The 21,362-nt window shown below is 43.9% G+C and carries 27 protein-coding genes and 1 pseudogene; 3 read left to right on the top strand and 25 right to left on the bottom strand.

Annotation, left to right across the window (positions count from 1 at the left end; all coding sequences use genetic code 11):
• Nucleotides 1-85: 85 nt before the first annotated feature.
• The 21 genes from SC79_RS06930 to SC79_RS07030 form a co-directional block, all read right to left on the bottom strand.
• Nucleotides 86-976: a polyprenyl synthetase family protein gene (locus SC79_RS06930; protein ID WP_039074436.1), complete on the bottom strand. Its 891-nt coding sequence runs from the start codon at nt 974-976 to the stop codon at nt 86-88.
• Entirely contained in the window at nt 966-1,220 is a 255-nt protein-coding gene (locus SC79_RS06935; protein WP_039074437.1) for an exodeoxyribonuclease VII small subunit, read from the bottom strand. Before SC79_RS06935 ends, SC79_RS06930 begins: the two co-directional genes overlap by 11 nt.
• Nucleotides 1,217-2,563 (bottom strand): exodeoxyribonuclease VII large subunit, encoded by a 1,347-nt coding sequence (gene xseA / locus SC79_RS06940; RefSeq protein WP_039074438.1) that lies wholly within the window; start codon nt 2,561-2,563, stop codon nt 1,217-1,219. The genes SC79_RS06935 and xseA overlap by 4 nt, the downstream gene beginning before the upstream one ends.
• 137 nt (nt 2,564-2,700) lie before the next feature.
• Nucleotides 2,701-3,552 carry a bifunctional methylenetetrahydrofolate dehydrogenase/methenyltetrahydrofolate cyclohydrolase FolD gene (gene folD, locus SC79_RS06945; RefSeq protein WP_039074439.1) on the bottom strand — a complete coding sequence of 284 codons (852 nt, stop codon included), beginning with the start codon at nt 3,550-3,552 and terminating at the stop codon, nt 2,701-2,703.
• 11 nt (nt 3,553-3,563) lie between these two features.
• The gene (gene nusB / locus SC79_RS06950; protein ID WP_039074440.1) at nt 3,564-3,959 is read right to left on the bottom strand and encodes a transcription antitermination factor NusB; all 396 of its coding nucleotides are present in this window, start codon (nt 3,957-3,959) and stop codon (nt 3,564-3,566) included.
• Nucleotides 3,960-4,223: 264 nt separating this feature from the next.
• Nucleotides 4,224-4,631, bottom strand: a complete 408-nt coding sequence (gene yqhY, locus SC79_RS06955; RefSeq protein WP_010328286.1) for a fatty acid biosynthesis protein YqhY — start codon at nt 4,629-4,631, stop codon at nt 4,224-4,226.
• Between the two features lie 20 nt (nt 4,632-4,651).
• Nucleotides 4,652-6,004, bottom strand: coding sequence for an acetyl-CoA carboxylase biotin carboxylase subunit (accC, locus tag SC79_RS06960; protein WP_010328285.1), 1,353 nt, complete (start codon nt 6,002-6,004; stop codon nt 4,652-4,654).
• An 11-nt stretch (nt 6,005-6,015) separates the two neighbouring features.
• Complete coding sequence (gene accB, locus SC79_RS06965; RefSeq protein WP_039074441.1) at nt 6,016-6,498, bottom strand: acetyl-CoA carboxylase biotin carboxyl carrier protein; 483 nt, start codon at nt 6,496-6,498, stop codon at nt 6,016-6,018.
• 155 nt (nt 6,499-6,653) lie between these two features.
• Entirely contained in the window at nt 6,654-7,316 is a 663-nt protein-coding gene (gene spoIIIAH / locus SC79_RS06970; protein ID WP_039074442.1) for a stage III sporulation ratchet engulfment protein SpoIIIAH, read from the bottom strand.
• Nucleotides 7,317-8,006 carry a stage III sporulation protein AG gene (gene spoIIIAG / locus SC79_RS06975; RefSeq protein WP_039074443.1) on the bottom strand — a complete coding sequence of 230 codons (690 nt, stop codon included), beginning with the start codon at nt 8,004-8,006 and terminating at the stop codon, nt 7,317-7,319.
• On the bottom strand, nt 7,999-8,619 hold the full coding sequence (gene spoIIIAF / locus SC79_RS06980) for a stage III sporulation protein AF (RefSeq protein ID WP_039074444.1): 621 nt from the start codon (nt 8,617-8,619) through the stop codon (nt 7,999-8,001). Before spoIIIAF ends, spoIIIAG begins: the two co-directional genes overlap by 8 nt.
• Before the next feature lie 13 nt (nt 8,620-8,632).
• Nucleotides 8,633-9,832 carry a stage III sporulation protein AE gene (gene spoIIIAE, locus SC79_RS06985; protein ID WP_039074445.1) on the bottom strand — a complete coding sequence of 400 codons (1,200 nt, stop codon included), beginning with the start codon at nt 9,830-9,832 and terminating at the stop codon, nt 8,633-8,635.
• A gap of 18 nt (nt 9,833-9,850) precedes the next feature.
• Complete coding sequence (gene spoIIIAD, locus SC79_RS06990; RefSeq protein ID WP_003230228.1) at nt 9,851-10,252, bottom strand: stage III sporulation protein AD; 402 nt, start codon at nt 10,250-10,252, stop codon at nt 9,851-9,853.
• A 6-nt stretch (nt 10,253-10,258) separates the two neighbouring features.
• Nucleotides 10,259-10,465, bottom strand: coding sequence for a stage III sporulation protein AC (spoIIIAC, locus tag SC79_RS06995; RefSeq protein ID WP_003153142.1), 207 nt, complete (start codon nt 10,463-10,465; stop codon nt 10,259-10,261).
• A 22-nt stretch (nt 10,466-10,487) separates the two neighbouring features.
• A complete protein-coding gene (spoIIIAB, locus tag SC79_RS07000) occupies nt 10,488-11,003 on the bottom strand; it encodes a stage III sporulation protein SpoIIIAB (protein ID WP_039074446.1) in 516 nt (171 codons plus the stop codon).
• The gene (gene spoIIIAA / locus SC79_RS07005; protein ID WP_039074447.1) at nt 10,997-11,920 is read right to left on the bottom strand and encodes a stage III sporulation protein AA; all 924 of its coding nucleotides are present in this window, start codon (nt 11,918-11,920) and stop codon (nt 10,997-10,999) included. Before spoIIIAA ends, spoIIIAB begins: the two co-directional genes overlap by 7 nt.
• A gap of 75 nt (nt 11,921-11,995) precedes the next feature.
• Complete coding sequence (locus SC79_RS07010; RefSeq protein WP_010328278.1) at nt 11,996-12,277, bottom strand: YqhV family protein; 282 nt, start codon at nt 12,275-12,277, stop codon at nt 11,996-11,998.
• A 141-nt stretch (nt 12,278-12,418) separates the two neighbouring features.
• Complete coding sequence (gene efp / locus SC79_RS07015) at nt 12,419-12,976, bottom strand: elongation factor P (RefSeq protein WP_010328277.1); 558 nt, start codon at nt 12,974-12,976, stop codon at nt 12,419-12,421.
• Nucleotides 12,977-13,000: 24 nt separating this feature from the next.
• Nucleotides 13,001-14,062 (bottom strand): aminopeptidase PapA, encoded by a 1,062-nt coding sequence (papA, locus tag SC79_RS07020; RefSeq protein ID WP_039074448.1) that lies wholly within the window; start codon nt 14,060-14,062, stop codon nt 13,001-13,003.
• 2 nt (nt 14,063-14,064) lie between these two features.
• Entirely contained in the window at nt 14,065-14,505 is a 441-nt protein-coding gene (aroQ, locus tag SC79_RS07025; protein ID WP_039074449.1) for a type II 3-dehydroquinate dehydratase, read from the bottom strand.
• Between the two features lie 88 nt (nt 14,506-14,593).
• Nucleotides 14,594-15,133 (bottom strand): YqhR family membrane protein, encoded by a 540-nt coding sequence (locus SC79_RS07030; protein ID WP_082022592.1) that lies wholly within the window; start codon nt 15,131-15,133, stop codon nt 14,594-14,596.
• 224 nt (nt 15,134-15,357) lie between these two features.
• On the opposite strand from SC79_RS07030, the gene SC79_RS07035 reads away from it, so the two are divergent.
• Nucleotides 15,358-16,314 carry a DUF1385 domain-containing protein gene (locus SC79_RS07035; RefSeq protein ID WP_010328273.1) on the top strand — a complete coding sequence of 319 codons (957 nt, stop codon included), beginning with the start codon at nt 15,358-15,360 and terminating at the stop codon, nt 16,312-16,314.
• A 39-nt stretch (nt 16,315-16,353) separates the two neighbouring features.
• On the top strand, nt 16,354-16,764 hold the full coding sequence (locus SC79_RS07040; RefSeq protein ID WP_039074450.1) for an SA1362 family protein: 411 nt from the start codon (nt 16,354-16,356) through the stop codon (nt 16,762-16,764).
• On the opposite strand, the gene SC79_RS07045 is transcribed toward SC79_RS07040, so the two are convergent.
• The 3 genes and pseudogenes from SC79_RS07045 to lipM all read right to left on the bottom strand — a co-directional run bounded on the left by SC79_RS07045 (nt 16,744) and on the right by lipM (nt 19,108).
• Nucleotides 16,744-17,619, bottom strand: a complete 876-nt coding sequence (locus SC79_RS07045; RefSeq protein ID WP_039074451.1) for a patatin-like phospholipase family protein — start codon at nt 17,617-17,619, stop codon at nt 16,744-16,746. The two genes, SC79_RS07040 and SC79_RS07045, sit on opposite strands and share 21 nt — an antisense overlap.
• Nucleotides 17,620-17,744: 125 nt before the next feature.
• Nucleotides 17,745-18,173: a transcriptional regulator MntR gene (mntR, locus tag SC79_RS07050; protein WP_039074452.1), complete on the bottom strand. Its 429-nt coding sequence runs from the start codon at nt 18,171-18,173 to the stop codon at nt 17,745-17,747.
• A gap of 99 nt (nt 18,174-18,272) precedes the next feature.
• Nucleotides 18,273-19,108 (bottom strand): annotated as a pseudogene (gene lipM / locus SC79_RS07055) (octanoyltransferase LipM).
• A 189-nt stretch (nt 19,109-19,297) separates the two neighbouring features.
• Here lipM and SC79_RS07060 point away from each other — a divergent pair.
• Nucleotides 19,298-19,678 (top strand): rhodanese-like domain-containing protein, encoded by a 381-nt coding sequence (locus SC79_RS07060; RefSeq protein WP_010328268.1) that lies wholly within the window; start codon nt 19,298-19,300, stop codon nt 19,676-19,678.
• A 398-nt stretch (nt 19,679-20,076) separates the two neighbouring features.
• Here SC79_RS07060 and SC79_RS07070 read toward each other — a convergent pair whose 3' ends face one another.
• Entirely contained in the window at nt 20,077-21,282 is a 1,206-nt protein-coding gene (locus tag SC79_RS07070; protein ID WP_039074454.1) for an MFS transporter, read from the bottom strand.
• Nucleotides 21,283-21,362 lie beyond the last annotated feature (80 nt).

Genomic DNA, 21,362 nt, shown 5'->3' on the forward strand with positions numbered 1-21,362 from the left:
ACAAACGCGCTCTTCCATTTCATTTTTCATATAAACTGCTTACATTTTACCATATCTCGTGCAGCCGCTTCAAATCAGGATCGGTTTAGTGATCTCTTGCCGCAATTAAATCACAAAGCTCATATAAAAGCTCTTTTTGAAGAGAGAGTCCACTGATCAAACGCTTCGCCTCATTGATGTGAACATCTAATTTATGTTTGGCCCCTTCCAATGACAGAAGTGACGGGTAAGTCGATTTTTCGTTTGTTGTATCCGAACCGACACGTTTGCCGATTTTCTCTTCACTGCCTTCTACATCTAAAATATCGTCTCTGATTTGAAAACCGATTCCAATGTGACTGCTGAAGGTACGCAGTGTTGCAATATCATCCTCCGGCGCATCCGCCAAAAGCGCACCCGCGGTTACACAAAAACCGAGAAGCTTGGCGGTTTTCCGCTCATGAATGGACTCAAGTTCTTCTAATGTGACCTGGCGATTTTCCGCTTCCATATCAGCTACTTGTCCCCCGACCATGCCTTCAGTGCCCGCCGCTGAAATCAGTTCATTCACAAGCCGAAGGCGCTTTTCTGCTGACACCTCGTCTGACAAGTGGGAGGTGATCAGCTTAAAGCTTTCCGTGAGCAGCCCGTCACCCGCTAATACTGCTGTCGCTTCACCGAACACTTTATGGTTTGTCGGCTTCCCGCGGCGCAAATCATCATCATCCATACAAGGAAGGTCATCGTGAATTAACGAATACGTGTGAATCATTTCGACAGCACAGCCAACCGGAATGCCGTCCTTTTCACTTTTCCCATATGCGTTTAAAACGGCCAGTACAATGAGAGGCCGCAGCCGTTTTCCGCCAGCCTCAAGGGAATACAGCATAGATTTTTTTAATGAGTCCGGCATATCGAGCTTTTCTGTATAGACAGAAAGCTGATTTTCAATCGTTTTTTTCCGCTCTGCCAGAAAACTCGTTAATTTATTTGTCACCTTCGTCTTCCTCCTGAACACTAAAAGGTGTCAGCTCACCGTCTTCTTTTAAAATGAAGTCCATCTGTTTTTCGACTTTTTGCAGCTTTTCGTGGCACATTTTTGAAAGAGCCATGCCCTCTTGGAAATAGTTAATCGCTTGCTCTAAAGGCACATCGCCCTCTTCAAGCTTGGACACAATGCTCTCAAGCCCTTTCATCGCTTCTTCAAATGTCATGTTTTCATTTTTTTTCACGTCTGTCATTTTTCTTCCCCTCTCTTTTCTAATACTTCACAGGTCAGCACGCCATCCTTTAGCTTGACCTCAAGCTGGTCCTTCTCTTCTATCTGACTGACACTTTTAATGAGTTCGTCTTCTTTATACGCTAAGCTGTATCCTCTTTCCATCACTTGAAGAGGGCTTAACGCATTCAGCTTGCCTAGTACAGTTTGAAATTGGGAATGCAGCTGATTCATTTGGATATTCATATTTTTTCTCAGCTGATTTGTTTGTTCCTTATACTTTGTTCTCGCTTGCTTCAGCTGTTCATGAGGATGCAGCGCCTCTAATCTGTACGTTTCACGTTCCAGCTGTCTGCTTTTTCGATCTAAAAGAGCGGTTAACTGTGATTGAAACTGCTGATAGGCAAGGTCAAACTGCTGCTCTTTTTGCGCATACAAACGCTTTGGAAAACGGAAGGCATACGAGGATTGCAGCGTTTGAATCCGTTCTTTTTTCTGGCCGAGATGCTGCTGCATCGCTCTTGTCATTCTGACTTCAGCTGTTTTTATGCGTTCGATTAAATCTGTGGTATGCGGGACGGCAATCTCAGCTGCCCCTGTCGGTGTTGCGGCTCTGATATCAGCGACAAAATCACTGATCGTAAAGTCCGTTTCATGCCCGACTGCTGATATAACCGGAATGGTAGAAGCAAAGATCGCGCGTGCTACAATTTCTTCATTAAATGCCCACAGTTCTTCTATCGAACCGCCGCCTCTCCCGACAATTAATACGTCGCAAACCTCTTTTTCATTTGCCTCTTCAATGCGCGTAACGATGGATCTGCTCGCATTTTCGCCTTGTACGAGCGCTGGAAGAACAATGACTTTTACAAGGGGATATCTTCTTTTTAGAGTTGTAATGACGTCTCTGACAGCGGCACCCGTTGGAGATGTCACAACCCCGATTGTGGCTGGAAATGCGGGGATTTGTTTTTTGTAGCGGTCGTCAAATAAACCTTCTCCGGCAAGTTTCTTTTTTAATTCTTCGTACGCTAAATAAAGCGCTCCGACCCCGTCAGGCTGCATTTCTTTGGCATATAATTGGTAGTTTCCGCTCGGTTCATATACGGAAATTCCCCCTCTGACCAGCACCTTCATGCCATTTTCAGGTTTAAATGGCAGACGCTCGCTCTGTCTCGCGAACATCACCGACTGCATTCTGGCGTTTTCGTCTTTCAATGTGAAATAAATGTGGCCTCTAGTGTGAATTTTTACATTCGATAATTCGCCTTTAATCCAAATATTTTCAAGGTGAGGATCTACATCGAATTTTCGTTTTATATACTTTGTCAGCGCTGAGACGGTAACATACGCTGTTTCACCCATGTCTCAAACTCCTCTCATAAGCATTCCTGCACCATAACTAAAGAAAACCCGCCCTGGCTTTAGGAGCCTGAAGAAGCGGGTATCGTGCTCATATTCACGGCGGGCAAACGTTGCCGGCTGTGAATATCTCCAATTATCTATGATAACGTACGTTTCGCAGATTTAACAGTATTATGTGCTAGCATCGTGATGGTCATCGGACCTACTCCGCCCGGCACCGGCGTGATGAAGGACGCTTTTTCTTTTGCTCCTTCAAATTCAACGTCTCCGCAAAGCTTGCCGCTTTCCAGACGGTTAACACCGACGTCAATGACAACAGCGCCCTCTTTGATCTGGTCTGCACTGATGAAATTGGCTCTGCCGACTGCCACCACCAGGATGTCCGCTTTTTTCGTATGTTCGGTCATATTTTCTGTTCGTGAGTGACAGTAAGTAACTGTCGCGTTCTCATTTAATAATAGCTGGCCGACAGGTTTGCCGACAATATTGCTTCGGCCGACTACAACAACCTCTTTACCGGAAAGATCGATTTTGGTTTTCTTCAAAAGCTCAACAATCCCGTGAGGCGTGCAAGGAAGAAACGTATCTTCACCAAGCAGCATTTTCCCTACGTTTAACGGATGGAAGCCGTCTACATCTTTATCAGGAGAGATACGCTCGATCACCGCTTTTTCAGAAATATGGTCTGGAAGCGGAAGCTGAACGAGAATGCCGTGTAACTCAGGGTCTTGATTATATTGATCGATGATGGAAAGCAGTTCAGCTTCTGTGAGACTGCTGTCAAATTGATCAAGCTTAAAATTCATCCCCATTGTTTCAGCTGCTTTTTTCTTTCCGCGCACGTAAGAGTGAGAAGCAGGATCATCTCCAATCAAAATAACCGCCAGCCCGGGAGTGACGCCTTGCTTTTTAAGCTCTTCTACCTCTTTTGCCAATTGTTCGCGTTTTTCTCTAGCCGTTTCTTTTCCATCGATGATTGTTGCAGTCATTTTCTTTCCTCCTATGATTGTTCAATATCAGATTTAATGTTAGAAAGAACCCCGTTTACAAACTTTGTCGCTTTGTCATCACCAAACCGTTTTGCCAGCTCAATCGCTTCGTTCATGGAGACATTCACCGGAATGTCTTCGACATATGCCATTTCGTATGCTCCCAGGCGCAAAATCGCGCGGTCTACATTAGCAATCCGATCGAGCTTCCAATTCACCAGATGCTTGGAGATCATTTCATCCAGCTGGACTTGGTGTTCCAATACCCCGTGAACAAGCTGTTCAAAGAAAGGATCTGTTTTTTCTTCATCCAATGCGTGTTCTATGGCTTCATTTACTGCAATATCGCTGACATCAATTTGAAATAGTGCCTGCAAAGCTTTTTCTCTTGCTGTTCTTCTTTTCATTTTCTTTCTCCTTTGATCCTCTTTATCCGCTTGTCGTTAAGCCATAAAGAGATCATAACATATTTTTTTCGTATCCGCATATTGAAATCAAGGTTTTTTCACCCTATTGCCGAATATTTTCACACACCTTGATATGATCATTCGGATTTCACGATCATGAAGAAACTCGGCTGCCTTGAGCCGGCTTTCTTCATGCTTTGAAATATAGGGTAACGTGTAAAAAAACCAAAGGGCCGCCCTCCCCTTGGTTTCTTGTAAAGCCATTTACATTTCTTCGTCGATTTGGACTTCCTGGGCTTTTGTGTCAAATTGAATGCCGACGATGTGAATATTGATTTCGTTAATCGAAAGAGACGTCATATTTAATAAGGTTTGACGAATGTTTTCCTGAACGGACGCTGCAACTTTCGGAATCGAAACGCCAAATGTGACGACGCAATATACATCGATCGTAATGCCGTCATCCGCCAAGTCGACTTTGACACCTTTGCCATGATTCACTTTACCGAAGCGTTCAACGACACCTGTCGCAAAGTTTCCGCGCATTTCGGCAACACCGTCAACTTCTGAAGCCGCTATACCGGCAATAACCTCGATGACTTCAGGTGCAATCTCAACCTTACCCAAATGCGTATCTTCTTGATTCATTTTAAGCAAGCTGTTGTCTTTCATTCAATTCACCTCCGTAAAAATTATGAGCCCATTACATCATATGTTTCTAAAAATTTCGTATTAAACTCTCCGCTAACAAATGTTTCATGTTCAAGCAGTTTTAAGTGGAACGGGATTGTTGTCTCAACGCCTTCGATGACGAATTCGCTCAATGCGCGCTTCATGCGGGCAATCGCTTCATCTCTCGTTTTTCCATACGTGATCACTTTCGCAATCATGCTGTCGTAGTACGGAGGGATGGAATAGCCCGGGTAAGCAGCTGAATCGACACGGACACCAAGTCCGCCTGGAGGCAGGTACATTTTAATTTCACCAGGTGACGGCATGAAATTTTTACTTGGGTTTTCAGCGTTGATTCGGCATTCAATCGCCCAGCCTTGAAATTCAACATCTTCTTGCGTGAGGCTCAGTTCCATTCCTGATGCCACTTTGATTTGTTCCTTAATCAAGTCCGTTCCCGTCACCATTTCTGTGACTGGGTGTTCTACCTGGATTCTCGTGTTCATTTCCATGAAGTAGTAGCGCTGTTCGTTGTAATCATAAATAAATTCAACGGTTCCCGCGCCTGTATAGCCAACTGCTTTTGCAGCCTTAACCGCTGCATCTCCCATCTGCTCCCTGATTTCTGAATCGAGCGCCGGAGACGGCGTTTCTTCCAAAAGCTTTTGCAAGCGTCTTTGAATCGAGCAGTCACGTTCACCTAAATGGATCGTATTTCCATAGTTGTCGGCAAGCACTTGGATTTCAACATGACGAAAATCTTCTATGTATTTTTCGATGTAAACACCTGGATTTCCAAATGCTGTTGCAGCTTCCTGCTGTGTGATCTTAATGCCTTTGATCAGTTCCTCTTCGGTGCGGGCAACCCTGATTCCTTTTCCGCCTCCGCCTGCGGTGGCCTTTATAATTACAGGATACCCAATTTCATTCGCAAGCGAAACCGCTTCTTCCACATTTTCTATAATTCCTTGTGAACCCGGTACAATCGGAACGCCGGCCTGTTTCATCGTTTCCCGCGCAACGTCTTTTGTTCCCATTTTTGAAATGGCTTCGGCACTCGGACCGACAAATGTGACGTTAACTTCTTCACATAATTCAGCAAAATCAGCATTTTCAGCTAAGAATCCATATCCCGGATGAATAGCGTCCGTGCCTGTCAGCTTCGCAACACTCACAATATTTGTAACGTTTAAATAGCTGTCTTTTGATGCTTTTGGTCCAATACAAAAAGCTTCATCAGCCATTTGAACATGAAGGGCATCTTTATCAGCTTCTGAATAAACAGCGACAGTCTCAATTCCAAGCTCTTTGCAGGCTCTGATGATTCTGACAGCAATTTCTCCTCGGTTAGCGATTAATAGCTTTTTAATCATGTTATGTCTCCTTACTCTGCTTTTACAAGAAATAGAGGTTGTCCGTATTCGACCAGCTGGCCGTTTTCTACTAATACTTCAACGATTTCACCGTTTACTTCCGCTTCGATTTCGTTGAAAAGCTTCATCGCTTCTACAATGCAGACAATTGTGCCTTCATTTACTTTTGAACCAGCCGTTACATACGGGCCAGCTTCCGGTGATGAAGAAGCATAAAACGTTCCTACCATTGGTGAAGTGATTTTATGCAGATTTTCATCCTGCTTTGGCGCTTCTTCGGCAGGTGCCGGCGCTGCTTGCTGCGCTTGCGGTTGAACTGCCTGCGGAGCCTGTGCCTGCACTGGTGCTGCCGGCGCCTGCTGCATCACTTGAACAGTGCCCGCTTCATGTTTTTTCAGTTTTAGGGAAACACCTTCATTTTCATATACGAATTCATCAATTGAAGACTCGTCAATCGCTTTAATCAGCTCGTGGATTTCTTTACTATTTAACATTCAATCGCACTCCTAAGTAAGAAATTTCTTTTTTTATAGGTTACTACTAAAAGTACATACTATGTTTATCTTACAGGAGCGGACTTTTGAATTCAACTCTAATATGAATGGCACCAAAAAGCCCGCTTGATAAGCGGGCGTGTTTTTCATCTTATTTACTTGGATGGCTCGAATGTGACGGCGACGTCTTTCATTGTTTTGATTTCTTTTGCCACAAGGTCTATAATGGCGATCGCCTTAGAGTTTGAGTGTTTGTCTGATTTGACTGTAATGTTGATTTTATCTCCTTCAGCATTGACGAGCGCGTCTTTGTAACCTTGTGTTTTAATCAGGGTTTCCAGCTGTTTTTCTGTCCCTTCCACTTCACTGAGAGCCGTCATTTTATCATAGGCTTCGCTCTTTTCCTTTGCTGTCGCATCATCGCTTGACACAATGGCATTCAGCTCTTCTCTTTCCTTGCTTCTGGCATCTTCTAAATCGAGACGGTACGTAGTAAACAGATCATCATCGGCTGTTTCTGTTACAACAGTTCCTTTTTCACTGGCTTCAGCGGATGTTTCCTTGTCTGCTGATGAATCTTTCTTACCTTTTGTTCCATCTTCTTTATCCGTTTCTGTTTCAGTTTCCGGTCCGCTTTTTTCCTTCGTTTCTTCCTTGGCAGGCGCTTTTTCAGTCGCGACCTCCCCTGAGTCAGACGCGCTTTGTTCACTTTTCATTTGCACGGCATTTTTGCTTTCTGGAGACATGATATAGTAGACGCTTAACACCACGACAAGACTGAGCATTGTTAATAGCCAAACCGTTTGTTTTTTGAGCATTTATGAATCCTCCTTTATTTTTTTAGGGGCAACCGCAACCCGGTGGCTTGGAACATCCAGGACTCGTGTCACCGCTTCAATAATCGTTTGTTTTATTTGAACGTTGTCCACTCCTTGAGCAACAACGAGTACACCGCGTATATCAGGTTTCTTCGTTTGGACGACAACGGGCGTTTCTTTATCGCCGTTTTTGATCATCACGATTTCTTCTTCCGATGTTTGGTCTGTGACGCTTCTTGTTCCGCCTTCTTTATCGGTTTCTTCAGTGGCTGTATTTTTGTTTGATTTGTTTTTTTCGTATACTTTCAGCGACGTTGCGTCAACATTCACAACAACCGAAACATCATCCACACCAATGATCGTTTCAAGAATTTCTTTCAGCTGATTTTCGTATTCTTTTTCATAATCGTCGATGGAGTCTTTCGGTTTATCAGATTTTGAGGCTTTAAATACTTCGGCTGCTTTCTCTTTGCCGGCTCCGGTATCCTGTGATGATACTGCCGTTATCGGTTTGGCGTTTTCCGTTTTCTCCGGCGAAGAAAACAGCTGGCTGACGAGCATGAAGGAAACTCCGAGAACAAAAACGAACAGAAAGTAATGATATTTGGTCAGCTTCGGCTTTTCGCCGCCCTTCGTCTGCCCCGGAAGAAACTGCTTTTTCAATACATTCCATAATCCGCTTTTATTCATTGCCGACACTCTCCCCGCCTTCCATGTGAACCGTAATTTTCTCACTTCCGATTTCCCAAATGTCCGCAAGCTGCGACTGGATTTGTTTTGCTTCTTTTTGTTCGGCTGCTTCTTTTGTTACGTACGCATGATCTGTGTCAATGCGAACAGGCGCGACCGTTTGGACCGTGTTTTCAGAAGACGGGGCCATATACACGCTGATTGTTTGAATATCCTCTTCTGAATCTACCTTTTCTCCTGCCGTGAGTTTGATATGGTCTACTTTGAATTCATCATGACTGAATCTCTCCTCCGCTTTCTTTTTTAGTTGGACAGCCATTTCTTCTAAAATATATGCACGCTGAGAAGCTTGTATTTCTATTTTTTTTGAATTGATTTGATTTTTTATATCGGCGGACTCTGACTGCCCGTTTTTTGTGAGGTATTCAAAGATGACTGCAGGATCTGTGTTGAAAAGCTTAAAGATCGGCGTAAGCATGACGACGATTAAAAGCAGGCTGACTACCATTTTTGCGTACTTTTGCATGCTGGAGCTTGGCAGCAGCATATCAATCACAATAGCAAATAGGATAAACAACACGATGGTGGTAAGCCATTCAGTTAGAAAACTCATCCGCCAGCCTCCTTTATTTCATCATCATCGTGAGGTTTCCGGCTGTGATGATGACCGTTAGGCTTAAAAAAAACATGAGGGACACAATGGCGAGTGCTGCAAAAATATAAATGACGCTTTTGCTGATGACATCGAGGCAAGTAATGACGGGCCCGCCTCCAAGCGGCTGAAGAATCGCGGCTGCCAGCTTATAAATAAAAGCGAGGGAAAGCACTTTGATTGCCGGAAAGGCCGCTATACAAATCAATATAGCAACACCGAGAATCCCTACTGTGTTTTTCAGCAATAAGGAAGCGCTGATCACTGTATCTGTCGCGTCTGTAAACATTCGGCCAAGAACAGGAATAAAATTTCCGGTTATAAATTTAGCCGTCCTGAGTGTAATGCCGTCTGTCACTGCAGCTGAGGCTCCCTGAACAGAGATGACGCCGAGAAAGATGGTGAGAAAGACAGCAAGCGCCCCGATGGCGATATTTCTGAGCAGGTTGGCCAGCTGCGTTACTTTGTATTGTTCAGTCATGGTACTGACAATGCTTAGAATCGCTGATAAGAAAATCAGCGGCATGACGATATTCTGAATTAATAGACCGCTCGTATTCATCAGAAAGAGGATAACAGGATGAAAGAAGGCTGCAGATACAGCTCCGCCTGAGGAAGCCAAAAGCGCCAAGAGGAGCGGAATAAGCGCCAATATAAAGCTCGTCATCGTCTGAATGGCTTCTGTGGCATAATTGATTGCCACATGAAAACTGTTCAGTGCAAGGATAATCAGCACCATGTATACAATTGAGTAGGCGACCTTGCTGACGGTGCTTTGTTGAAACGCATTTTGCAGAAGCTGCAGGATGACGCAAAAAATGGTGAGTAAAATTAATGTGCCCAGCAGCTTGCCATTAGCCAGCACTTCATGAAACAAATAGGAAAAGAGAGCTTTCAGCCATTCTTGCGGTGAAAATGATTTATCACCATTGATAAACTCTAGTAAGCTGCCTTTTTGGCTTTCCGGCAGCAGTCCGCCATATTCTGTCATAATGTCATTCCAAAAATCACCGATCTTGTCTGTTTCAAGCGTGGCCGCTGTCCTTTCCGCTAATTGCTCAGCCGTTTCAGCATGTTCTTCCGCTTGATCAGCATTATCGGCTGCTTGTGCCATTTCTGCACGGCCCGCTATGATCAGCACGGCCAGAACCAAAGCCCAGTGGAAACGCTTCAATCTACCGCCTCCTTTCGGTTATGACATAGAAGGTATAAGTCCGAGAATCGTTTCAATAATGACGGTTAAAATAGGCACAGCCATCACAAGAATTAAAATTTTCCCCGCTAATTCTATTTTCGAAGCGATGGCCCCCTGACCGGCGTCTTTTGTGAGCTGCGCTCCGAATTCAGCGATATAGGCGATTCCGATAATCTTTAAAATGGTTTCAACATAAACCATGTTGACGTTTGCATTGATTGCAATTTTTTCTATCATTCGAATAATGTCGTAGATTTGGTCTACCAAATAAAGAAAAATGGCACAGCCAGCAAACACGACGATTAAAAACGCAAAAGTCGGCTTTTGTTCTTTCACAATCAAAGAAAGGAAGGTGGCGATCAGCCCTAAACCTACAATTTGAACGATGTCAATCTGCAAGCCCCCCTATCCTTGGAATAAAAACACGGCTTTTATCTTTTTAAATAGGTCATCTACAATGGTGGCGACCATAAATAAAATATAGATAAAACCTAACAGTGTCACCCATTGGGCGTATTCTTTTTTGCCCATCTGATCCAAAATCGTGTGCAAAAAAGCCACCACGATTCCCACTCCGGCGATTTGAAATATCACATTCACGTCTACTCCCATTTTATTTTTGCTCCCCTCACGTTTACATCAATAGAAGAATGAGTAACAAGCCCGCTAAAAAGCCCAAACTTTTTATCATCTTTTCATTTTTCGCCTGTGCCTGCTCAGCATCCGCTTCGGAGGCTTCCAAGTGTGTAAGGGCCAGCTTGATATGCTTTTGCTGCGAGATTCGGTCATGAATCCCGAGCGTCTCGCCAAATTGCTTCAGCACTTCATATTCGCTTTTTTTCAAAGACATGGTGTCCCACACCTTCTTTAAGCTTTGCTCCCACGCCGTTTTCGCGGAATCGCTTCCCTTGTCCAGCTGATTACTGAATGTGGTGAAAAGAGCCGAAACAGGCTGTGCCAGCTGCTTTGCAATCTGCTGTGAAGCGAGATGAAGCGGCGTATGGCCGTACATGATTTCAGCCTCGAGGGATTGGAGCGCCGCACGCAGCTGGCGGATTTGACGAGACCGTTCCGTATACATTTTCGCCATCTCAAAACCTGTCCATGTTGTCGCCACCACAATGAATACAGCGCCCAGCAGCTTCAGCATGTCTTCACGCCCATCGAGCCAGACAGCACATTTCCATCTTTATCGTAAATGCGGCTTATTGTGCCCGGCCCCTTCGCTCTCGATAATTCCAAATAGCGGTCAAAGGCTCTTTCTTCCCACAAACGCTTTAATGAAGGGCGCTTCATCAGATCAGATATACTCCAGCCATGCGCCGATACGATGACTGAAACCCCTGCATGCAGCGCCTCAAGAAGGGCATCTGTATCTTCTATACGTCCAATTTCATCGACGATGATCACCTCAGGGCTCATAGACCGAATCATCATCATCAGGCCCTCAGCCTTTGGACAGGCGTCTAACACGTCAATCCTCTGTCCGAATTGATGCTGGGGAATGCCGCGCAGGCATCCGGCAATTTCTGAACGTTCATCGACAATTCCTGTTTTCGCGGGTGACATGCCGTTTTTGCCGGTGCTCGAGAGTCTCGCAAGATCTCGAAGAAGTGTCGTTTTACCAGTTTGCGGCGGACCGATAATCAGCGTATTCAGCCAGCTGTCTTGAAATAAGTATGGAAGCAGCGGCTCCGCAATCCCCAGTTTTTGCCGGGCAATTCGTATATTAAAAGATGCGATGTCACGGAGGCCTTTCACACCTCCGTTTTCCGTAATGACTCTGCCTGCCAATCCGACTCTGTGGCCGCCTCTGATCGTGACATACCCTTTCTTCAGCTCTTCTTCGAGCGTATACATACTATAGTTGCTAAGCCGGCTGAGGATCAGATGGGCATCCTCAGCCGTGCCCGAATAGGACAAAAAAACAGGTTGTCCTTTCCGAATCAATTCAACAGGGCGGTTGACCCGAATTCTGATTTCTTCGATTTCCAGCCATTGATGTTCCGGCATTTCAGAAAGGGCGTTTTTCATGGATTCAGGGAGAACCTCAGCGATTTCATTCAACAGAGCCTCCTCCTTTCTGCCGATTGGCTTCTTTAAAATGTATGATGTGAGACAGACTTTATGACAAGCCTCTCTTTATTTATGAACACCCGCCAGAATCAAAATCACACCGGTGAAAATCAGAATCAGCTTTGCATACGACAGCTGCCCGGCAATTTGGTAGATTCCGACAGTCATGGTGATGATAAAAATCAGCGGACCGACAATAGCGAGAATGCTGTTAACCACAACCGCCTTCCGAACATCATTTGTCACAAGCATGATAATCGCTGCCGTCAGCTCAATCATAGAGGATAAAACTCGCAACCCGGCCATTGTTAAAACAGTAGAATTGATATTTCCAAGTAAAAATTTCATAGCACTCTTCCAACCTCCCATTTTTTTATATGATATGCTCTATCTGGCGGAAGTAGTCTTGTCATTTTCGTATAAAAGAAAGATTCTGTTTTTGCACACAAAAAAAGCCTGCTCCCATTTGGGAACAGACTCCGTTTTTCTCTATGCTCTTGAAACGTATGAACCGTCAGATGTGTTGACAACAAGTGTGTCGCCTTCATTCACAAAGAACGGCACGTTTACAATAAGGCCGGTTTCCGTTTTCGCAGGTTTTGTACCGCCAGATGCTGTATCACCTTTAATGCCAGGTTCAGTTTCAACAACTTTCAGTTCAACTGTGTTTGGAAGTTCGATACCGAGCGTTTCATCTTGGTACATCATGATATGCACAGACATGTTTTCAAGCAGGTATTTTAATTCCTCTTCGATTTGAGTCTCGCTTAGTTCAAGCTGTTCATAAGAAGAAGTATCCATAAATACATGCTGATCTCCGTTTGCATAGAGGTATTGCATTGTTTTTGTTTCGATTTGCGCCTTCGCTACTTTTTCACCTGCGCGGAATGTTTTTTCCTGAATCGCGCCAGTGCGAAGGTTGCGGAGTTTAGAGCGGACAAACGCCGCGCCTTTGCCAGGTTTTACGTGCTGGAAGTCAACGACGCGCCAAATGCCGCCGTCTACTTCGATTGTTAATCCTGTACGGAAATCGTTAACTGAAATCATGTTTAATGTCCTCCTATATTCCAATCACAAAATAATAAGTTCTTTTGGGGAATGGGTGATTGTCCGGTTGCCGTTTTCTGTAATCACGATGTCATCTTCTATGCGGACACCGCCTGTTTCTGGTATGTAAATGCCCGGCTCCACTGTGACCACCATGCCCGGTTCAAGGATAGCTGAAGATCTGACGGACAATCCCGGCGATTCATGCACTTCCATGCCGAGCCCGTGTCCGGTTGAATGGCCGAAATATTTACCGTAGCCTTTTGCCGCAATGTGATCCCTTGTGAGGGCATCGGCTTCTTTCCCTGTCATTCCCGGCTTCATATGTGCGACGCCTAGTGCCTGAGCATCAAATACGACCTGATAAATCTCCTTTAACCGATCACTGGGCTGACCTACAGCGACCGTTCGGGTCATATCAGAACAATATCCTTTATAATAAGCGCCAAAATCAAGCGTAACAAGGTCTCCGCTTTCAATCAGTTTGTCACTGGCCACACCATGCGGAAGGCTTGACCGAAGGCCCGAGGCGACAATCATATCAAAAGAAGAGCTGTCAGCTCCTTGGCTTCTCATATAAAACTCCAGCTCATTGGCAACAGCGATTTCAGAAATGCCGGGTTTCATAAACGTCAAGATATGTTTGAAGGCATCATCTGCAATCTTCGCAGCTTCCTCTAATATCTTAATCTCTTCACTAGACTTAATCAAGCGCAACTTTTCCACGGATTCAGCCACGGGCACTAATTCAGCCTCGCTGATAACCGCGCTGTACGACGCATATGTGCCGTATGTCATGCTGTTTTGCTCAAAGCCAAGGCGCTTGATGCCGAACGCTTCAACCGTGTCGGCGGTGGTCTGAATCAGGCTTCCGCCATGCTCAATGATTTCAAAGCCCTTTACCTGAACCTTCGCCTGCTCTGTATAACGAAAATCCGTAATAAACGCTGCCCTGTCACCTGATATCACAGCGAGGCCTGCCGAACCTGTAAATCCTGTCATATAGCGTACATTCGTGCTGCTTGTAATCAGCATTCCATCAATCCCGAGCTGTCCAAACTGGTCTCTTAATTTCTCTAGTTTCATCTTTATTCTCCCCCTTGCTGGCTTAATAAGTAGCGAATCGCAAGCTTATAGCCTTCAGCTCCAAGTCCGACAATCTGTCCTTTCGCTACTGGAGCAATGACCGACTGATGTCTGAATTCCTCCCTTGCATATAAGTTTGATACATGCACCTCAACCACAGGAAGGCCGATGCTCGAGACAGCATCCCTGATTGCATAGCTGTAATGGCACAGCGCGCCAGGGTTCAGAACAATGCCGTCGTATTGCTCCGCTGCCTCATGGATGGCATCTATCAAATCACCTTCGTGATTAGACTGGAAGAAAGTGAGCTGGATATGTAAAGCTTCAGCAAATCGAAAAAGATCTGTTTCAATGTCGGTCAGTGTCCGGCGGCCGAATACCTCCGGCTCACGCTTCCCCAGCCGATTGACATTCGGCCCGTTTAAAATCAAAAAATGAGGCACATAAATCTCTCCTTTTCGCGAGGGTTTCCCATGTAAAAAAATGTTCACTTCTCGTGAACATTTTATCATAATGAAAAGGGATAATACACTATTCTCTATGCGCTGTTCCCAGCGCACGTGCAAGCTTTTCCGAATTCAGCTCATTGTATTCAAATGAGATGGAATAACCGACAAACAGCCCGTAAAGCAAATAGATGCAAATGGTCGTCATAACTGTATCTGCTTTCAGTTCGGTCACCGCGCGAACATCAGGAAAAATGGGATTGAAAACAAAAAACACGAGCAGCCAAAGCAGCAAGCCGTATAAAATGCCCGGCCACATTGTTTTCAGCCGTTTCAAAAGAAGAAAATATAGAAATGCTGCACCGATTGATAGAATGCCGATTAAAATGATGCTGACTACTGTTCCCAGTCCATGTTTTTTCCACTCTCCGAGTACAAATGGCTGTAAAATCATATTCGGGCTGACTTCAGAAAAATGAAACAAATACGCAATATAAGCGATAAAACTCCATAATACGCCTCCGAAAAAACCTGTTGCCGCCACCCTTCCGGCCATCGGAACAGGCGGCCCCTGCTTCTCATTCGATTGTTCATGTTGTTCTGTGTTTTTTTCGCTTGTCATCATGGCACCTCCAGTTAAAGTGTGCCCAAAAAATGAAATGTCAATAAAAAAGCTCACACTTTTTAACAGCTGCGAGTAAAATTTGAAATTAACGGGTATAATGCTTGTAGAAAAGCATGGCTATGACAATTTTTCAGCCTGTCAATCTAGAGGTTTAGCGCTGTTTCCTGTACAATAGAGTGAAAGGAAATGGTTAGCAATCCTAAAAAAATAGGCAGGTTGATAATATGTCAAAACATAAAATTCCTCCCGCTTACGGCGGGCAGGCAGTTGTAGAAGGCGTTATGTTTGGCGGAAAGCATCATTACGTTACAGCAATCAGAAGAACGGATGGAAGCATCGACTTTTTTAAGCTTCCCCGCAAACGCAACCCGAAACTGAACATCGTGAAAAAGATTCCGTTTTTACGAGGGATCGCGGCCATTATTGAAGCGAGCGCAAACGGCACCAAGCATTTGAATTTTTCTAGCGAACGTTACGGGCTTGATCCATCTGAAGACGAGACACTTGAGCAGGAAGAAAAAAAAGCCTCCGGGCTGTCTATGTATCTCAGCCTCGCGGTTATCGGCGTCTTATCATTTTTGTTCAGTAAATTCGTATTTACATTGGTTCCTGTTTTTTTAGCTGAACTGACAAGGCCGATTTTTTCATCAGACACAGCGCAAATCGCGGTTGAAAGCCTGTTTAAGTTGATTTTGCTGCTCGGTTACATTTATTTTTTATCCATGACACCGCTCATTAAAAGAGTGTTTCAATATCATGGAGCCGAACATAAAGTCATAAACTGTTATGAACAGAATTTGCCAATTACAGTAGAGAATGTTCAAAACCAATCTCGGCTTCATTACCGCTGCGGATCAAGCTTTATTTTATTTACGATTATTGTCGGCATGTTTGTCTATTTGCTCGTTCCGACAGATCCGCTTTGGCTGCGTGTAATAGATCGTGTCGCACTGATACCGGTCGTACTCGGCATATCCTTTGAAGTTCTGCAGCTGACAAACAAAGTGCGTGATATTGCCGGACTGAAATGGCTTGGGTACCCGGGTCTCTGGCTTCAGCTGTTAACAACAAAAGAACCTGCGGATGACCAGGTTGAAGTTGCCATTGAAAGCTTTAACGAGCTTCTCAGACTCGAAGAAATGTCTGAACAAAATCAAAAGCCTTCTCACAACGTCATCTAATATCCGTTGCCCTGCTATTACTTTCGGAGGTGGACAGTTATGAATCATCGTGTACAACCTATTATTGCTGTATTAATTGCGCTGGGAGCGTTCGGTTTTCTCTATGTGCTGATAACCGATCCCGGAGAAATGGCAAAAATGGCGGTAACCATCATCGTGGCAGGCATCATTATTTATTTTATTGTAAAATATGTAATGAAACGAAATGCGGGCAGCGAAGGAGCGGCCTTCAAAAAAGCGGCGAAACAATCCCGGCGCCGGATGAAAGAACAAAAAGCGAAACACCGCGCCGGACATAAGGGACGTGTCAGCCACCTGCGAAGCGTTCCGAGCGCCAGCAAGCCTAAGCCGATGATTCTCAAGAAAAAAAGCCAGACTCAGCTGACTGTTATAGAAGGGAAAAAAACAAAAGAAAAACAGAGCGCTTTTTTAATAGGTCCACTGTTTTAAAAACTGCTCTGTCCGTCTTTTTCCTAGCTCAATCAGGGCTAGTTTTTTTTGTTGTGTTAATTGAAAATCGGTTGCCATTACGTCGTCAACCGGGAGAAATATGATGTTTTGTTCATAGCGTGACGCAATGTGCCTTGCGTCATGCGCATCCTTCATCGTTTCAAACAGGGCGCCGAACAGTTCGAAAGCGTTGCGGATATTTTTTCTCGGACGCTCCCTTTCCCGCGGGGCAAGCGTTACACCAATCACAGGGCGTTTTCTTTCCTTTGAAAACAGCCAGATGGGAAAGTTGCTTAACACCCCTCCGTCAACAACCGTGGCGGTGTCTGTATCCGTTTTTAATTTTATCGGCTCAAAGAAATACGGTATGCTGCAGCTCATTCTTACCGCTCTGGCCACCGGAAACATATCGGGATTTAACCCGTAACGGACCAAATCGTCCGGCAAAATGATCATGGTGCCGTTTGTCAGATCAGAAGCGATAAGGCGAAGAGACCCTTTCTGCAAATCACCGAAAACCCGTATGCCTTTCGCTCTTAACAAATCAGCAATCCACTTTTCTAACGTATCTCCTTTATATAAGCCAAGGCGCCAGTAAATGGACACCCATTGGAGCAGTTTTAAGGGGAGAAATGAGTACCGCTGGTCCAGCAGTTTCTCTCCGTCCACTTCTTCAATTAAAGCGTTGATTTCCTTACTGGTGTAACCAGATGCAATGAAAGCGGCAATAATTGCGCCCGCGCTTGTACCCGCAAGCCTTTTAAAGCGAAAGCCTTTTTCCTCAAGCGCTTCATAAGCGCCTGCAAGGGCAATGCCTTTTACTCCTCCGCCGGAAAATACACAGTCAATATACATTTCATTTCCCTCCCCCTCCATCCGATCGTTTATTACCATTTTAAGAAAACACGCGAAGAAATAGACCAACGAATGACGCGCGGCGCAGCGCATCAAAAAAGACGGCCTCCTTCGAGACCGCCTTTTTACTGATTATGATCTTCTGTTTTCTTTTGGATTGATTTCAGATCTTTTTTACGGGCATCATCTTCTTCAAAATATTGAACAAGATCCCCGATGCGATCAATGCTGTTCCAGCTTAAGTGATGTTCGATTCCTTCGACATCGTTATATATTTTCTCTTCTTCAACACCAATGATTCTTAAAAACTGCTCAAGCAATTCATGTCTGTAAACCAGCCGTTTGCCTATTTTTTTCCCTTTAGACGTTAACACGAGACCGCGATATTTTTCATAAATTAAATATTCGTCTTTATCTAGTTTTTGAACCATTTTCGTTACAGAGGAGGGGTGGACTGCCAATGCTTCCGCAATATCGGAAACCCGCGCATATCCTTTTTCTTCAATCAGCATATAAATCTGTTCAATATAATCTTCCATACTTGGTGTTGTCATCGAAACCCTCCCAAAAAGCACCTTAACTTTATAAACCATTACAAGTTTACACTAATGAACATGAAAAAACAAGGACGCTTCGCGGGTCAAAAGCCCTGTTTACCGCTTGTAATTCCATTCATCTGAAGCGTACTTTGTTTCTGCCAAGTGTTGTACAAAATCAAGCTCTTCCTGAGACAGTTCGTATGGCTCCAAATGAATGTTAAGGCCTGTTTCAAACCCTTCTTTAAAGGCTTTACGGGCCTCGTCCATCGTTACCCGCTTTTCAGTGAGTTCGTTAATGGCAACCGCTTTATTTTTGAAATTGCGCTGCATCCGCTCTCTGACTCTTTCACTCGGATACAAAAACAAATCAAACAGCTTGTCCTCATCCAAATCAAGGAGAATAGAACCATGCTGAAGAATCACGCCTTTTTGTCTTGTTTGCGCGCTTCCCGCCACCTTGCGTCCCTCGACGACAAGCTCATACCACGAAGGCGCGTCAAAACAAACAGATGACCGCGGATTTTTTAAGCTTTCTTTTTCTTTTTCAGTTCTCGGGATGGCAAAGTAAGCGTCCAGACCGAGATTTCTAAAGCCTTGGAGGATGCCTTCAGAAATGACTCGGTATGCCTCAGTGACCGTCGCCGGCATTTCGGGGTGTTCTTCTGAAACAATCACGCTGTATGTCAATTCTTGATCGTGCAGCACACCTCTCCCGCCGGTTGGGCGTCTGACGAATCCAAGATGATACTTATGTACTGCTTCAAAATTAATTTCCTTTTTAATATTTTGAAAATACCCTACAGAAAGAGTCGCCGGATTCCAGCCGTAAAAACGGATAACCGGGGGTATTTTTTTTCGCTGTGCCAATATAAAAGCGCTTCATCAAGCGCCATATTAAATGCAGGATTTGCATTGCCTGAGTCTATAAACCGCCACGTTTCTTTTTCCATTTTGAGACCTTCCTTACCGTTTTAATAGAATCAGTTTATCAAACTGCCGGGAAAATGAAAAATATTTTCGTTCCATTATGGATGACAATCGCGCTATGCTTTACTATAATAGAACTTGTCGAAAACGGCTCTATCACCTTGTTTTATGAACAGGGTTTTGATTTTATATGCTAAAGGAGTAGAACCACATTGTCTAATATGATCGTTTTGATTATTTTTGCTGCGTTTCTCGTGTATATGATTGCTTCATATGTCTATCAGCAGCGAATTATGAAAACACTTACGGAAGAAGAATTCCGCGCGGGTTACCGAAAAGCGCAGCTGATTGATGTTCGTGAGCCTAATGAGTTTGAGGGCGGGCATATTTTAGGCGCCCGCAACATTCCGCTCTCCCAGCTGAAACAGAGAAAAAATGAAATCCGTCCGGACAAGCCTGTTTATCTGTACTGCCAAAACAGCGTCCGCAGCGGACGCGCGGCACAAACCCTGCGCAAAAACGGCTGCACTGAAATTTACAACCTAAAAGGCGGCTTTAAAAAATGGGGCGGAAAGATTAAAGCAAAGAAATAAAGCTAAACAGCTGCCTATTGGCTTTTAATGTATTTTCCGCTTTTCCTTTTCTTATATTTTTTTCGCCTGAGCATTAAAAAATCCTTCTTTCGTTCAACGAGAACGTTTGAAGGATTTTTTTTACTGCCCACATGAAAAGACTCAAAGGACAGAACACTAGTTAACACTGCCACTGCCCATATATCCCGATTAAGTGCTCTTTTAGAAATGGCCATCAGCAGAGCCTTTTCGCCTGATCTTTACAAAAAAGTTTGGCGCCAAAACGCTGATCATTCGCCTTTTTAGATGAATGAATGCTTTTTTTCATACTGCCGAGAAAACACTCGACAGCCTGAGAGGACACTACATCCTCTTCTTACTTACGATAGGACTATTCGTATCTTTCATGTACACGTGTGTTACTGCGTTTTTGAAGCTTTGCTTTCAATCGAAATAGGGTCTTCTGTTTTCGTTCTCCTAATCTTTACAGATATACCCACTAAAATCATCGCCATCGTTGTAAATATCCCCATGGTTAATAAGATCGTATCCTGATTTAAACTCCATCCGATTAAGAAAGAAATGATTGCTCCTCCGAAACTTGCCGAAGCAATAAATAAACTTGTCACTTCGTCAACGTACTTTTGAATCATGATGGAGGCTAGTGTTAATGCAATGGGAAATATGCCCGCTATACACAGACCAATCAAAAATGTACCACCCAATTGAATGATTGGGTTGCTTATATAAGAGAAGGCAATCAACAAAACAATTAAACAACTGCAACTAAATAGAAGATACTTCGAAAAATCAAGCCTTCTGCTTACTAAACCAATCAGGATTCTTCCTATGATGATCCCCACCCAGAAAAAGGAGACACTTATAAGGCTAATTTGTGCATTGTCTTGGTTTATCATGATGGAAGGTAAAAAGTTGGCAAAATTCGTTTCAATTCCAGCATATAGGAAAGCAAAAAATACAAAAAAGCCTAACTGCTTTGATTTTTTTCTATCTCCTATAAAGTATTGAAAGGCTCCTGCATCTGGCAGGGACACTTGCTGGTTAGCGTTCTTAGTGTACTTTCTGTTCTTGGATAAGAACATTATCCACCCTGCTAATAGGACAAACAAAAAGGTGAATATGCAGTAATATGGTACATACCAGTTATTGATATTAATGAAGGAATTAATGAATAATGGAAAAGATAAAGCGCCTAATCCGAAAAGGACTTCCAACTTACTCATTTTTTCTGCATTACTTGCAAAATTAGCAATGACAAAGGAACCAACTGTTGTTTCTAATGTACCTGCCCCATATCCTAAAAGAAAAGCCATTACAACAATATAATACCAATCTTTGGTTAGAAAAAAGAGACTTAACGCCACAAGCATGATGGTTAAAGCGAACGTCAGTGTCCTAAAGTGACTGTATTTCTTAATCATTAACGGCGCCATTAATACGCCGCTTAGGAAACCGGTAAACTGAAAGAAAATGATGACCGAAATGTCGTCTGTTGTCTTGTTAAAAGACTCTAATAAAAATGGTGTCAAACTCCCTGTTGAGATATGGATAATGCCCACTGTAAAAAAGAAAGCATATCCAAATAAGTATGTCCCTCTTACCATTCCTTACACCCCTATATGAAAAAGCAGGAAAATGAATTCCTGCTTTTTTAGTAGCTTACCTTTTCGAATCACTAATTGAC

The sequence above is a fragment of the Bacillus sp. MSP13 genome (assembly GCF_000815295.1).
Lineage (GTDB): Bacteria > Bacillota > Bacilli > Bacillales > Bacillaceae > Bacillus > Bacillus vallismortis.

Coding starts and splice junctions, on each gene's coding strand:
- yqhY (WP_010328286.1), bottom strand. CDS start 4,631: ATGAAAGACAACAGCTTGCTTAAAATGAATCAAGAAGATACGCATTTG.
- folD (WP_039074439.1), bottom strand. CDS start 3,552: ATGACTGCAACAATCATCGATGGAAAAGAAACGGCTAGAGAAAAACGC.
- spoIIIAC (WP_003153142.1), bottom strand. CDS start 10,465: ATGGGAGTAGACGTGAATGTGATATTTCAAATCGCCGGAGTGGGAATC.
- SC79_RS07035 (WP_010328273.1), top strand. CDS start 15,358: ATGTCAAAACATAAAATTCCTCCCGCTTACGGCGGGCAGGCAGTTGTA.
- SC79_RS07030 (WP_082022592.1), bottom strand. CDS start 15,133: ATGATGACAAGCGAAAAAAACACAGAACAACATGAACAATCGAATGAG.
- SC79_RS07040 (WP_039074450.1), top strand. CDS start 16,354: ATGAATCATCGTGTACAACCTATTATTGCTGTATTAATTGCGCTGGGA.
- accC (WP_010328285.1), bottom strand. CDS start 6,004: ATGATTAAAAAGCTATTAATCGCTAACCGAGGAGAAATTGCTGTCAGA.
- papA (WP_039074448.1), bottom strand. CDS start 14,062: ATGAAACTAGAGAAATTAAGAGACCAGTTTGGACAGCTCGGGATTGAT.
- SC79_RS07045 (WP_039074451.1), bottom strand. CDS start 17,619: ATGTATATTGACTGTGTATTTTCCGGCGGAGGAGTAAAAGGCATTGCC.
- xseA (WP_039074438.1), bottom strand. CDS start 2,563: ATGGGTGAAACAGCGTATGTTACCGTCTCAGCGCTGACAAAGTATATA.
- spoIIIAG (WP_039074443.1), bottom strand. CDS start 8,006: ATGAATAAAAGCGGATTATGGAATGTATTGAAAAAGCAGTTTCTTCCG.
- spoIIIAH (WP_039074442.1), bottom strand. CDS start 7,316: ATGCTCAAAAAACAAACGGTTTGGCTATTAACAATGCTCAGTCTTGTC.
- nusB (WP_039074440.1), bottom strand. CDS start 3,959: ATGAAAAGAAGAACAGCAAGAGAAAAAGCTTTGCAGGCACTATTTCAA.
- spoIIIAB (WP_039074446.1), bottom strand. CDS start 11,003: ATGCTGAAGCTGCTGGGCGCTGTATTCATTGTGGTGGCGACAACATGG.
- SC79_RS07010 (WP_010328278.1), bottom strand. CDS start 12,277: ATGAAATTTTTACTTGGAAATATCAATTCTACTGTTTTAACAATGGCC.
- spoIIIAF (WP_039074444.1), bottom strand. CDS start 8,619: ATGAGTTTTCTAACTGAATGGCTTACCACCATCGTGTTGTTTATCCTA.
- efp (WP_010328277.1), bottom strand. CDS start 12,976: ATGATTTCAGTTAACGATTTCCGTACAGGATTAACAATCGAAGTAGAC.
- mntR (WP_039074452.1), bottom strand. CDS start 18,173: ATGACAACACCAAGTATGGAAGATTATATTGAACAGATTTATATGCTG.
- SC79_RS06935 (WP_039074437.1), bottom strand. CDS start 1,220: ATGACAGACGTGAAAAAAAATGAAAACATGACATTTGAAGAAGCGATG.
- SC79_RS07070 (WP_039074454.1), bottom strand. CDS start 21,282: ATGGTAAGAGGGACATACTTATTTGGATATGCTTTCTTTTTTACAGTG.
- accB (WP_039074441.1), bottom strand. CDS start 6,498: ATGTTAAATAGTAAAGAAATCCACGAGCTGATTAAAGCGATTGACGAG.